Here is a 12,886-nt window from a genome sequence, read left to right on the forward strand (position 1 = left end):
ATCCGCACGTGCAGGGCGCGCGCAAAAACCGTGTCTTCGCAACCCAATCCCGGCTTTGGATCATGGCCACCGAACCAGCCGACCCGAGGCAGAAGGCCATAGGCGGACCGCGCCATGGCACCGATGCCGACCCGAAGCCGCGCTGCTGATGCAGACCGCCTAGTTGCGGATCTCGTCCGGCCCGACGCCCCAGATCGCGGTTTTCGGGGCCCAGCCCTCATAGCCACCCGCCGACAGCTCACACCAGCTTTCGGTGCAATCGCCTAGCTCCGCGATAACGCCAAGCGCCAGCTTGGCGGTGACCGGCGTGTCTTCGGCGGCGCGGCTGTGCAGTTCCAGCATGTCTTTCTGAACCAGCGCGGTGCGCACCCCCGAGAGCAGCGAATAATGGATCCAGCCGCCCGCGCCATCGACATCGCGCACCTGTCGCCAGTGACCGTATTCGGCAGTGATTTCCAGCGGCATGTCTCGGCGCAGGAACACCCAGTCGATGCGATGGGTCAGCGAAGGGCCGCGCCGGGCATTTGCCTCGGACGCCTTGAGCGAGACGAACCGCGGCAGCGGAAGATTGGTGACCGCGCCACGTTCTTCGGTGGCCCCGGCTGTCGCACCGGACACCAGAAGCAGGAAAGCCCCCGCAACCATGGCGAATTGTCTCATTCCAGTCGTCCCGCTCGATTTTTGCAGGCGGGGTTCTTGTGCCCCGCAGCAGACCGGGGCAGTGTGCCAGCAAGCCTGCGTGATGGATAGGGAGGGGAGCCGGACCATGCCGACAAAACGCCTGAGTGTTGTCGTGACGCGACGCTTGCCCGAAGCGGTCGAGACACGTCTGAGCGAGCTGTTCAACGTCACCCTGCGCGAAGACGATGCGCCGATGACTCGCGCCCAGCTTGCCGCCGCGATGGCCGATTGCGACGTGCTGGTGCCGACCATCACCGACAATATCGATGCGGGGCTGATCGCTCAGGCGGGCGAAGGGCTCAAGCTGATCGCCAATTACGGCGCGGGGGTCGATCACATCGACGTCGAAACTGCCCGGCGTCGCGGCATTCTGGTGTCCAACACCCCCGGTGTGATGACCGACGACACCGCCGACATGGTCATGGGGTTGATGCTGGCGGTGATGCGCCGGATGCAGGAAGGCCTGCGGGTCATGCAGGCCGGCGAATGGGACGGCTGGGCCCCGACGGCGTTTCTGGGCACCCGTCTGGGCGGCAAACGGCTGGGCATCCTTGGCATGGGCCGCATTGGTCAGGCGGTGGCGAAACGCGCCAACGCCTTTGGTATGCAGATCCATTACCACAATCGTCGCCGCCTGCGCCCGGAAACCGAAGACTCGCTGGAAGCCACCTATTGGGAAAGCATCGACCAGATGGTCGCGCGGATGGATGTGATCTCGGTGAACTGCCCGCACACGCCATCGACCTTCCATCTGCTGAACGCGCGGCGACTGAAGCTGATGAAACCCTCGGCGGTCATCGTCAACACCTCGCGCGGCGAGGTCATCGACGAAAGCGCCCTGACGCGGATGATCAAGGCCAAGGAGCTGGCCGGAGCGGGCCTTGACGTTTATCAGCATGGCATCCGGGGCAACCCCGAGCTGGTGAACCTGCCGAATGTGGCGATGACCCCGCATATGGGATCGAGCACGCTCGAAGGGCGGCTGGAGATGGGCGAAAAGGTCCTGCTGAATATCAAGACCTTTGCCGACGGCCACCGCCCGCCCGATCAGGTGCTGCCAAGCATGCTGTAGCCATTCGCCCCGGATTGTAGCTAAATCCGGGGCAATCACCGCGGTTTTGCCCGGTTTGGGCACAACTTGCGCCAACCGCGACTCCGATCCTTGGGGCATCACGTCCCTTGGGCTGGAGTATCGGTGTCATGCTGTCCTCATTGTTTTCCGCGTCCCGCAACGACGCAACCGTCGCGGATCAAACCGTCTGGTCGCCCGAGCGCGACGCGCCCGCTGACGCGCCGTTCGGCTCGTTCTGGGCCGAGGCGACATCGGAAGAGGCGGCGATTTTCTGGCAGACCGAAGCGGCATGGGCCGAATTTCACGAAGAGCGCGAATCCTTTGGCTGGTCCTCGCTGGAAAACCAGCGGCTGGCCGAAACACAGGCGTTCGCCAGCCACGAAGATCTGGTCTTCAACGGGCGCAGCGCCGGCGGTATCTCCGTGCTGCGCTGGGATGTCGGCGGCGCGATGCACAACATCGCCAATCTCGGCGAAGATCTGGGGCGGATGCTGACGCTGGACATCGTGCAGACCGGCGGTGTGGCCTACCTGCTGGGCGTCAGCCGCGAGAAGGACATGCTGGTCGCATGGCGCATTCTCGACGATGACAGGCTGATCGAAACCAGCCGGGTCGATTTTGGCGAGAGGCTGGGCCTGCACGCCCCGCGCGAGATGACGGTGCGCCAGCTGGGCGATGTGCCGTATATGCTGATCGTCGGCGAGAACGAGCGAGCGCCGGGGGTTCTGGCGATGGACCCGGACGGCAGGCTGCACCTTGCCGAAGCGCTGCTGGATCTCGGGGTGCTGCCTAGCGGCCCGGCGCGCGGCGCCGACACCCCGCAGGCCAGCCCTGCGGAGAACAGCGATTTTGGGCTGAGCTATTGCGTCGCGACAGAGCCGACCGCGCTGGTGCCGTCATCGGGGCCGCCGATGCAGGTTCTGGGGCTGGGCGCACCGGGCTACGCCCCGCCGTTCTGATCGCCCGACAGGATGCCTTCGATCAGGGTTTGCGCCCCGAGATCGGATCGGAAATGCGCCTCGACATGGGCGCGGCCCGCGGCCGAAAAACGCGCGGCGCTTTCGGGGTTCTGCGCCAGTTCCTTGATGGCGCGGGCCAGTTGCGTCGGCTCCTTGGGGGCGACCAGCTTGCCGTTGCGCCCGTCGTCGATCAGCTCGCGCACGCCGCCCGCGTCGGTGCCGATGGTCGGCACGCCGCAGGCCATCGCCTCCATATAGGCCACGCCCAGCGGTTCGTGCCACGAGGCCAGCACAAAGACATGCGCTTCGAGCAGCTTGGCCTTGACCGCTCCGGCGTCGATCGCGCCCAGCAGCTTGACGTGATCCTGTAGCCGCAGCTTGCGCAGATGGGCTTCTAGCTCCTTGCGGAAGCCATCGCCGCCCGCGTCGTCTTCGCCAGCGATTTCCAGCCGGACGTCGACCCCCTGATCGAGAAGCTGGCGCACCGCGGACATCAGATCCTGATGCCCTTTGACCACGTTCAGCCGCCCGCAGGAAAACAGCCGCACCGGGCGGCCCTTTACCGGGGGCTGGTAGGGGGCCTCGCGCTTCAGGATCTCGGTGTCGACCCCCATCGGGCGCACATAGAGCCGCGCCGGAAGCGCCTGAGGCATCGCTTCGCGCATCTCGTTCAGCAGCTTGTGGGTGATGATGGTGGCGAATTTCGCCCCCGACCATTTGAACCGCTGCCCCGGCCCGTAATCCGACAGTGGCCCGTGCAGGGTCAGCGAATAGCCGGGGCCGCCGAGCTTGTGCGCCAGCGCCGCGATCAGCGCGGCGCGCCCGCAGGACTGCACGTGAACGTGGTCAAGCTGCTGGTTGTCGGCCAATGTCCGAAGCGCCTGCGCGGCGGAGAGGGTCATCGCCACATCTCGCGCGAACCCCGGACCCTCGCGCAGGGTCCAGCCAAGCAGCCCCTGTGGCAGCAGCGCCGCTGCGGCCTTTGCCGCAAGATGCGGTTTCATCTGGCCAAGATAGATGGTTCGCGCGATGGCCTCTTGCGACCAGTCATGCGCGATCAGCCCCGGCGGGGGCATACGAGTCGACAACAGCTGGACCCTGTGGCCCATCTGTTCCAGCGCACGCAGCTCGCGCCAGAAAAAGATATGCGTCTGCCCCGGAAATTGGGGCACGAGATACCCGATTCGCAATCGCTGCGACACCGATCCCCCTGCTTACAGGCCGTTCCTCCGCGTGGCATCGCGGATGTTTGGCCAAGCTTTCCCGGTTATTCTTTCTTTGGCCACAGTTTGATGGCACCTCTTGATCCAGAGGGCGATGAAAACGCCCGAGTGTGGCGGGTTTAATACGCATATGAGCGATCCGAGCGTGAATCCCGGAAGCCCGGCGATTTCGGTGATCCTTCCGGCCAGCAACGAGGCGGCGCTGATCGGCGCCTGCCTTCGGTCGCTGTGCGCGTCGACATTTGAGGGCACGGTGCAGGTGATCGTGGTCGCCAATGGCTGCCGCGACGACACTGCCGCGTGTGCCCGCGCCTGCGCGCCAGAGTTCGCCGCGCGGCGCTGGACGCTTGAGGTGATCGAGCGGGCGACGGGCGGCAAGCTCGGCGCGCTTGGTGCCGGAGACGCGGCGGCGCGCGGGGCGGTGCGGGTTTATCTTGATGCCGATGTGACGGTGAGCCACGATCTGCTGGCCCAGCTTGGCGCGGCGCTGAAGGAGCCCGGCCCGCGCTATGCCAGCGGGCGGGTCAGGATCACCGCGCGCGGCGCGGTGTCGCGCGCCTATGCGCGGTTCTGGGCGCGGGTGCCGTTCATGACGCAGGGCGTGCCCGGTTGCGGGGTGTTCGCGGTGAATGCCGAGGGGCGCGCCCGTTGGGGCGACTGGCCTGCGATCATCTCGGACGACACGTTTGTGCGGCTGTGTTTTGCTCCGCGCGAACGCATCGGCGTCAGCGCGCCTTACGACTGGCCAATTGCCGAAGGGTTTGCCAATCTGGTCAGGGTGCGGCGTCGTCAGGATGCGGGGGTCGCCGAGATCGAACAGAGGTATCCCGACCTGCTTTGCAACGATGACAAGCCGGGCTTTGCGGTGGCGGACAAGCTGCGGCTGGCACTGCGCGATCCACTGGGTTTTGCCGTCTATACGAGCGTGGCGCTGGCCGTGCGGCTGCGTCCCGCCTCTGGCGAGTGGAGCCGCGGGAGATGATCGCGGTGATGCGCCAGCGCTTTCAGGGCAGTTCCATTGCCGCGCGGGCGGTGCGCTCGTCGCTGCTGACGGTGGGGGGCTTTGGCTTCAATCAAGGCATGCGGCTGCTGTCGAACCTCGTGCTGACGCGGCTGCTGTTTCCCGAAGCCTTTGGCCTGATGGCGCTGGTGTCAGTGTTCATGATGGGGCTTCAGCAGTTTTCCGATGTGGGCACCACCACGGCGATCCTGCAAAGCAAGCGCGGCGATGATGAGGATTTCCTCAACACCGCGTGGTCGATACAGGTGTTGCGCGGGGCGGGGCTGGCGCTGGCCGGGGCGGTGCTTGCCTGGCCGATGGCGCAATTCTATGACGAGCCGCAGCTGTTGCACATGCTGCCCGTGGCGGCGCTGTCGATGCTGATCATGGGGTTTCGACCGACCCGGATGGATACGGCGAACCGGCATCTGCTGCTCGGGCGGGTGACGCTGCTGGACATGGTCACGCAGGTGTCGGGGCTGGTGGTGGCCATTGGGCTGGCATGGCTGACCGGATCGGTCTGGGCGCTGGTGATCAGCGGCCTTGTCTCCTGCGTCGTCGAGGTTGCGATCAACTGGGCCTTCCTTCCGGGCGCGCCCAACCGCTTTCGCTGGGAACGCGAGGCCCGCCTTGAACTGGTGCATTTCGGCAAGTGGATCTTTCTGTCGACGGTCTGCGGGTTCTTCTTCAGCCAGTCCGACAAGATCCTGATGGGCAAATGGCTGACGCTGGATCTGCTGGGCCTTTACAACATCGGCTATTTCCTTGCGGCCTTTCCGATGCTGCTGGGCGGCATGGTGACGCGCCGCATTCTCATACCGATCTATCGCGAGACCCCGCCGCGTGAGAGCCAGCAGAATTTCCTGCGCCTGCGCCGGATGCGTGTGATCGTCACCGCGCTGCTGATGGCCATGGTCGGCGTTTTGGCCTGCGCTGGCAACTGGCTGGTCGATGCGATGTACGATGAACGCTACCTTGCGGCGGGGGCGGTCACCGTGATCATCGCGTGCATGCAGATGCCGCAGATCATCGTGCAGACCTATGATCAGGCGGCGCTGGCGGCGGGCGACAGCAAGACCTTCTTCGTGCTGGCCTTTGCGCGGGCACTGCTGATGATCGGCTGCGTGTTGACGGGGCTGGAAACCGCCGGGCTGCTGGGGGCGCTGCTGGGCATCGGCGCGGCCTACGTGCTGGCCTATCCGGTGGTGGTCTGGCTGGCGCGGCGCATGGGTGCGTGGGATCCGCTGCATGATGCAATCTTTGCCGGGGTGGGGCTGGGGCTTGGCGCGCTGGCGGGCTGGCTCAACTGGTCGGTGATCGTGGCACTGGCAGGGCTTGGGGGCTGAACCCTGTCGATCAAATGGAAACGATTCCATGACTGCGCCGGATTGGCTTTCGTGCCATAACGGTCCCCGTCCGATGGCATTGTGAATTATGGCGCGGGTGGGTCGAATAACTAGAAGGCGCCGCAATTCGCCCCTATTCCTCTGTTAGCAGGGCCCAGAATTTTTAGCAGCCCATGTGGCGGGGTTATCGGATGAACGCATTGCAGGATCAGCATGCCGGCGAAAACGACATCGCCATCGTCGGCATGGCGGCGCATCTTCCCGGCGCAGGCGATATCCTGCGTTACTGGGACAATCTGCGCGCCGGGCGATCCTCGATCCGCAAGCTGACCGAGGAAGAGCTGCGCGCGGCGGGCGAAGATCCCGGCCTGATGCGCCACAAGGATTACGTGCCCTTCGCCGCGCCGCTGGATGATTTCGAGATGTTCGACGCGGAGTTCTTCGGTTTTTCCCCGAAGGAAGCCGCGATTATGGACCCCCAGCACCGGCAGTTCCTTGAATGCGCCTGGGAGGCGCTGGAAAACGCCGGCCATGTGCCCGACAGTTTCGATGGGCAGGTCGGTGTCTTTTCCGGCTGCGGCATGGGGTCGTATTTCTATTTCAACATCTGCTCGAACCCGGATCTGGTCGAGAACACCGGCATGTTCCTGCTGCGCCATACCGGCAATGACAAGGATTTTCTGACCACGCGGGCCAGCCATGTGCTGGATCTGCACGGCCCGTCGATCAACCTGCAAACCGCGTGCAGCACCTCGCTTGTGGCGACGCATTACGCGGTGCAGGCGCTTTTGAACGGCGAATGCGACATGGCGCTGGCGGGCGGCGTGACCATCGAGCTGCCGCAGGGGCGCGGTTATCTCTACAAGGAAAACGAGATCCTGTCGCCCGATGGCGCCTGCCATGCCTTCGATCACCGCGCGCAGGGCACGGTGTTCGGCTCTGGCGCGGGGGTGGTGGTGCTGCGGCGGCTGGCGGATGCGCTGGCCGATGGCGATCACGTCTGGGCGGTGATCAAGGGCTCGGCGGTCAACAACGACGGCGCCCAAAAGGCGGGCTATCTTGCGCCCTCGGTCGATGGGCAGGCGGCGGCGATTGCCGAGGCGCAGGCGGTGGCTGGGGTCAGCTCGGACACGGTGGATTACGTCGAATGCCACGGCACTGGCACCTATCTGGGCGATCCGATCGAGGTTGCCGCGCTGACGCAGGCGTTTCGCGAAACATCGGGCGCGCAGGCGCATTGCCGCATCGGGTCGGTCAAGACCAACATCGGCCATCTGGATACGGCGGCGGGCGTGGCGAGCCTGATCAAGGTGTCACTGGCGTTGCACCACGCGGAAATCCCGCCCTCGCTGGGCTATGAGGCGCCGAACCCGGCCATCGGTTTTGATGGCTCGCCCTTCCTCGTCAACGATACGCTGACGCCGTGGCTGCGCGGGGCGCATCCACGCCGGGCTGGGGTCAATTCGCTGGGCGTGGGCGGCACCAACGCCCATGTGGTGCTGCAAGAGGCTCCGGCGCAGGCCCCGTCCGATGTCAGCGACTGGCCGTTCCAGATTCTGACCCTGTCGGCCCGAAGCAACGGCGCGCTGGACGCTGGTGCCAAGCGTCTGGCGGCGCATCTGCGCGCGCATCCCGAACAGCCGCTGGCCGATGTCGCATGGACGTTGAAGCAAGGCCGCCGCGCCTTTGACAAGCGCCGCATCGTGGTCGCACAGACCCACGAAGAGGCCGCCAACCTGCTGGATCAGGGCGATGCGCGCCGCGTGCATTCGCACAGCGCGCTGGATCGCCCCGAGGTGGTCTTCACCTTCCCCGGCGGCGGCGCGCAATATGCCGGCATGGCGCGCGATCTTTACGAGACAGAGCCGGTGTTTGCCGACTGGATGGATCGCGGGCTAAAGACGCTGGCCGAGATGTCGGATGCGGATATCAAGGCGCTCTGGCTCGATACCGATCCGGCGCAGGCGGACGCGGCGCTCAAGCGCCCGTCGCTGCAACTGCCGCTGATCATGATCTGCGAATACGCGCTGGCGCAGCTGTGGATCAGCTGGGGCATCACCCCCGTCGCGCTGGCCGGGCATTCCATGGGCGAGAACACCGCCGCCTGCCTTGCCGGGGTCATGAGCTTCGAGGATTGCATCGGCCTTGTGCATCTGCGCGGGCGGCTGTTCGATTCCGTGCCCGCCGGGGGGATGCTGTCGGTGAACCTGCCCGCCGATCAGCTGCGGCCTCTGCTGGGCGATGACCTCGATCTTGGCGTGGTGAATGGGCCCGAGTTGTCGGTGGCCTCGGGGCCGGTTGCGGCGGTTGAAGCGTTGCAGGCGCGGCTGACGGCGGAGGACATCGACTGCCAGCGCATCGCCATCGACATCGCCGCGCACAGCCGGATGCTGGACCCGATCCTGAAACAGTTCCGCAGCTATCTTTTGTCGATCGACCTGCACGCGCCGCAGATCCCGTTGACCTCGAACCGCACCGGCAAGCTGATGACGCCCGAGCAGGCGACATCGCCCGATTACTGGGTCGACCACCTGCGCGGCACGGTGCTGTTCGCCGATTGCATCGGCGCGGTGGCGGCGAAACACCGCATCCTGCTTGAGGTCGGTCCGGGCAAGGCGCTGTCGGCGCTGGCCCGCCAGCACCCCGATGTCAGCGCCAATCAGGTGCTGTCCTCGCTGCGCCACCGCGACGACAGGATCGCCGACGACAAGCACATGTTCGAGGTGCTTGGCCGTCTCTGGGCGCTGGGGGCGGAAATCGACTGGGCGCAGGTCTGGGGCGATGCCCGCCGCGCCCGTGTGGTTCTGCCGGGCTATGCCTTCCAGCGCGCGCCCTATTTCATCGCGCCGGGCAAGGCGCAGGCCAGCGCGCCGCAATACCTCATGCGCAAAGGCGAGGTGGCCGATTGGGGCTACAAGCCGGTCTGGCGGCCCCGCGCCGCGCAGCCGCCTGTCGATGTCGATCACGGGCTGGGCGATGCCGACCCGCAGGTCTGGCTGATGTTCATGGACGAGGCCGGGCTCGCGGCCCGCGTGGCAAGCCGCCTTGTCGCCGCCGGGCATACGGTGGTCGAGGTGCGCCCCGGCGACAGGTTCACGCGGCTGGCGGATACATCCTATCTGCTGGCCCCGGAACGCGGCCGCGAAGGTTATGATCTTCTGATCCGCGATCTCGCGCAGCGCGGCCATGTGCCAACGCGCATCGCCCATCTGTGGATGGTGACGGAGGGTGAAAGCCACCGCCCCGGTTCAAGCTTCCTGCACCGTCTGCAAGAACAGGGGTTCTATTCGCTGCTCTTCCTCGCGCAGGCCATGGCCGAGGAAAATCTGCCCCGCCCGCTGCACCTGTCGGTGCTGACCAGCGGCGCGGCGCGGGTGCGCGACGAGGCGCTGCCCTATCCTGTCAAGGCGACCATCGCCGGGCCCGCCCGCGTCCTGCCGCGCGAATTGCCGGGGGTGAGCGTGTCGACCTGCGATCTGACGCTGCCGGTTGCGGCGCAGGCGGGGATTTTTGGCCATCGCAAGGCGCAGGCGGAACGGGATGCGGCACTGGAGACGCTCACCTCGCAACTGCTCGAGGAGCTGCTGTCGGAACCTTCGGGCGCCATCGCCGCGCTGCGCGGCGCGAAACGCTATGAATGTGCGATGCTGCCAGTGGCCTTGCCCGCGCCCGAAGTGCCGCAAGGCGGCACCGTGCTGATCACCGGCGGCTTTGGCGGCATTGGCCAGACGCTGGCGCAATCGCTCGCGGCGCAGGGGGCAAACATCGCGCTGGTGGCGCGCGGTGCGCTGCCGGACCGCTTGCATTGGTCGGACTACCTGTCGCGCCACGCGCCGCAGGACGCCACGGCGCGGCGCATCCGCGCGGTGCGCAGCCTCGAAGCGGCGGGTGCGACGGTGGCCAGTTTTGCCGCCGATGTCTGCAACGAAGGCCAGATGCGCGCCGTGCGTGACAAGATCGAGGCGCAGCTGGGCAAGATCACTGGCGTCATCCATGGCGCGGGCGTGATTGATGACGGCCCGCTGCTGGCCAAATCCCCGGCCAGCGTCGAAGACGTGTTCACCCCCAAGATCCACGGCACGCAGGTGCTTGCCACCCTGTTCCCCGATGGTGCGCTGGACTGGATGGCGCTGTTCGCCTCGTCCTCGACGGTGACCGCGCCGGCGGGGCAGGTCGATTACGTTGCCGCGAATGAATACCTCAACGCCTTTGCGGCATCGCGGGCGGGCGGCAAGACGCGGGTTGTCGCGATCAACTGGGGCATCTGGAACGAGGTCGGCATGGCCGCCGAAGCCGTCGCCGCCCGGCGCGGCGAGGCCCCGCAAGCACCTGTCGAGCCGGCAAACGTGCCGCTGCTGCAGGGCAAGACCTTTGACGCCCGTGGCAACCGGCTGTTCACCGCGCAATATTCCGCCAGCGACTGGATCATCGACGAGCATCGCACCAAGGCAGGCGATGCGCTGCTGCCCGGCACCGGTTATCTGGCGCTTGCCGCCGAAGCGCTGCGCGCACATGGCGAACCGGCGGGGTTCGAAATCCGCGATCTGGCATTTCTGCGCCCGCTGCGCGTCGCCGACACCGGCAGCCGCGACATCCGCGTCCGCCTGACCCGGCGGGGCGAAGGCTACGGGTTCGATGTGCTTGCCGATGCGACGATTGGCGGCAAACGCGGCCATGCGATCTGTGCGCAGGGGCGGCTGGCGCTGATGCCGATGGCACGGCCCGAGCCGCTGGATCTTGCCGCGATCCGCGACCGCTGCGGCGCACCGGCACGCGGCGGCAAGCTGACCACCGCGCAAGAGGTGCATCTTGCCTTTGGCCCGCGCTGGAAGGTGCTCGACAGCCGTGCGCTAGGCGCTGGCGAGGGCATCGCCGATCTGTCGCTGGCCGAGGCGGCAAAGGGCGATGGCTGCCTGCTGCACCCGGCGCTGATGGATATCGCCACCGGCTGGGCGATGGCGCTGATCGAGGGCTATCAGCCGACCCACCTTTGGGTGCCGGTCAGCTATGCCCGCGTGCGTGTCCATGCGCCGCTGACAGATCGTATCGTCAGCTGGGTGCGCAACGCCGCCGACAATCGCGCTGCGTCTGAAACCGCCAGTTTCGACATCACGCTTTGCACCCCCGAGGGCGCGGTGCTGGTGGAAATTAGCGGCTTTACCATCCACAAGCTGGCGCAGGCCGACGTGTTGCACAGCGCCCCGCGCCTGTCCGCCGCGGAGCTGGAAACCGACGAGACCGAGGCGCAGCCGCTGTCTGCCGCCGAAGAACGCCTTGCCCATAATCTCAGCCAAGGCATCCTGCCGCAGGAAGGCGCCGAGGCCTTCGGTCGCGCGTTGGCACTGGGCGCGCCGCAGGTGGTGATTTCCTCGATGGATCTGGGGCAGTTGGTGGCGCAGAGTGCCGCCAGCACCGCCGAACGGGCCGAGGCGCAAAGCTTTGAGCGCCCGCAGCTCGACGGCGATTTCGTCGCCCCCGAAAACGATGTGGAACGCACGCTTGCGGGGTTCTGGCAGGATCTGCTGGGGGTGCGGCAGGTCGGCATCGACGACAGCTTCTTCGACCTTGGCGGGCATAGCCTGATCGCGGTGCGGCTGTTCAGCATGGTGCGCAAGACCTTCCGGGTGGAGTTCCCGATCTCGGTGCTGTTCGAGGCCCCGACCATCCGCAAATGCGCCGCGCTGATCATCGCTCAGACTGGCCCTGTCGACAGCGATGATGCGCCAACCGCCCCCGAACGCCGGTTCACCCATCTGGTGCCGATGCATGACGGCGAGGGCGGGCCGCGCCGTCCGTTCTTTCTTGTGGCGGGGATGTTCGGCAATGTGCTGAACCTGCGCCACCTTGCGCATCTGCTGGGGGCCGACAGGCCGTTCTATGGCTTGCAGGCCAAGGGCTTGTATGGCGGCGAAGCCCCGCATGACGATATCGAGGCAATGGCCCGCGATTACATCGCCGAAATGCGGCAGGTGCAGCCCGAAGGCCCCTATATGATCGGCGGCTTCTCGGGGGGCGGCATCACCGCCTATGAGATCGCGCGCCAGCTTGAAATCGCGGGCGAAGAAGTGGCGCTGTGCGTGCTGCTCGATACGCCGCTGCCGGTGCGCCGTCCGCTAGAGCTGCGCGACCGGCTGATCATTCAGCTGGCCGAGGCGCGGGCAAAGGGCGTGTTCTATCCGCTGATCTGGGCGCGCAACCGCATCCGCTGGGAAATCGCCAAGCGCCGCGCCAGCGTGGAAACTCACGACCACGGTTTTCACAATGCCGAGATCGAGGCGGCCTTCCTTGCCGCCGTCGGGCGCTACAGGCTGCGCCCATGGGACGGGCGGCTGGTGCTGTACCGCCCGCCGCTTAGCGGCAAGTGGCGGGTGTCGGGCGGGCGCATGGTCAATTCCGAACGGGCCTATGTGTTGGAGGACAACGACTGGGGCAGCGTGGTGCCCGGTGTGGAGGTTCATGAGGTGCCGGGCACCCATGATTCCATGGTGCTGGAACCCAATGTCCGGGTGCTTGCGGCGCTGATGCGCGAGGCGATCACCGGGGCCGAGGCCAAGGGCGGCGAGGTGGTCGATTTCCCCGGCCACCGCGCGGCGGAGTAACGCAGC

7 protein-coding genes are annotated in these 12,886 nt (G+C 66.4%); 5 read left to right on the forward strand and 2 right to left on the reverse strand.

What is annotated here, in order from left to right:
- Nucleotides 1–159: 159 nt before the first annotated feature.
- Complete coding sequence (locus Q4543_RS12240) at nucleotides 160–660, reverse strand: SH3 domain-containing protein (RefSeq protein WP_303438650.1); 501 nt, start codon at nucleotides 658–660, stop codon at nucleotides 160–162.
- Between the two features lie 106 nt (nucleotides 661–766).
- Here Q4543_RS12240 and Q4543_RS12245 point away from each other — a divergent pair, with 106 nt between their 5' ends.
- The gene (locus Q4543_RS12245) at nucleotides 767–1,753 is read left to right on the forward strand and encodes a D-glycerate dehydrogenase (RefSeq protein WP_303438652.1); all 987 of its coding nucleotides are present in this window, start codon (nucleotides 767–769) and stop codon (nucleotides 1,751–1,753) included.
- A 128-nt stretch (nucleotides 1,754–1,881) separates the two neighbouring features.
- Nucleotides 1,882–2,712 carry a hypothetical protein gene (locus Q4543_RS12250; RefSeq protein WP_303438654.1) on the forward strand — a complete coding sequence of 277 codons (831 nt, stop codon included), beginning with the start codon at nucleotides 1,882–1,884 and terminating at the stop codon, nucleotides 2,710–2,712.
- On the opposite strand, the gene epsE is transcribed toward Q4543_RS12250, so the two are convergent.
- Nucleotides 2,694–3,902 carry an exopolysaccharide biosynthesis GT4 family glycosyltransferase EpsE gene (epsE, locus tag Q4543_RS12255; protein ID WP_303438691.1) on the reverse strand — a complete coding sequence of 403 codons (1,209 nt, stop codon included), beginning with the start codon at nucleotides 3,900–3,902 and terminating at the stop codon, nucleotides 2,694–2,696. The genes Q4543_RS12250 and epsE overlap by 19 nt on opposite strands.
- Nucleotides 3,903–4,065: 163 nt before the next feature.
- Between epsE and Q4543_RS12260 the strand changes: the two genes are divergently transcribed.
- The 3 genes from Q4543_RS12260 (at nucleotide 4,066) to Q4543_RS12270 (ending at nucleotide 12,880) form a co-directional block, all read left to right on the forward strand.
- On the forward strand, nucleotides 4,066–4,917 hold the full coding sequence (locus Q4543_RS12260) for a glycosyltransferase (protein WP_303438656.1): 852 nt from the start codon (nucleotides 4,066–4,068) through the stop codon (nucleotides 4,915–4,917).
- Nucleotides 4,914–6,281 (forward strand): oligosaccharide flippase family protein, encoded by a 1,368-nt coding sequence (locus Q4543_RS12265; protein WP_303438658.1) that lies wholly within the window; start codon nucleotides 4,914–4,916, stop codon nucleotides 6,279–6,281. The genes Q4543_RS12260 and Q4543_RS12265 overlap by 4 nt, the downstream gene beginning before the upstream one ends.
- Nucleotides 6,282–6,472: 191 nt before the next feature.
- Nucleotides 6,473–12,880 (forward strand): type I polyketide synthase, encoded by a 6,408-nt coding sequence (locus tag Q4543_RS12270; protein WP_303438660.1) that lies wholly within the window; start codon nucleotides 6,473–6,475, stop codon nucleotides 12,878–12,880.
- The last annotated feature ends 6 nt before the right edge of the window (nucleotides 12,881–12,886 follow it).

The organism is Salipiger sp. 1_MG-2023, assembly GCF_030547555.1.
Classification (GTDB): Bacteria; Pseudomonadota; Alphaproteobacteria; order Rhodobacterales; family Rhodobacteraceae; genus Salipiger.

Excerpts from the sequence above, each read along its gene's own strand:
- Q4543_RS12240 (WP_303438650.1), bottom strand. The coding sequence starts at position 660 with ATGAGACAATTCGCCATGGTTGCGGGGGCTTTCCTGCTTCTGGTGTCC.
- Q4543_RS12245 (WP_303438652.1), top strand. The coding sequence starts at position 767 with ATGCCGACAAAACGCCTGAGTGTTGTCGTGACGCGACGCTTGCCCGAA.
- Q4543_RS12250 (WP_303438654.1), top strand. The coding sequence starts at position 1,882 with ATGCTGTCCTCATTGTTTTCCGCGTCCCGCAACGACGCAACCGTCGCG.
- Q4543_RS12260 (WP_303438656.1), top strand. The coding sequence starts at position 4,066 with ATGAGCGATCCGAGCGTGAATCCCGGAAGCCCGGCGATTTCGGTGATC.
- Q4543_RS12265 (WP_303438658.1), top strand. The coding sequence starts at position 4,914 with ATGATCGCGGTGATGCGCCAGCGCTTTCAGGGCAGTTCCATTGCCGCG.
- Q4543_RS12270 (WP_303438660.1), top strand. The coding sequence starts at position 6,473 with ATGAACGCATTGCAGGATCAGCATGCCGGCGAAAACGACATCGCCATC.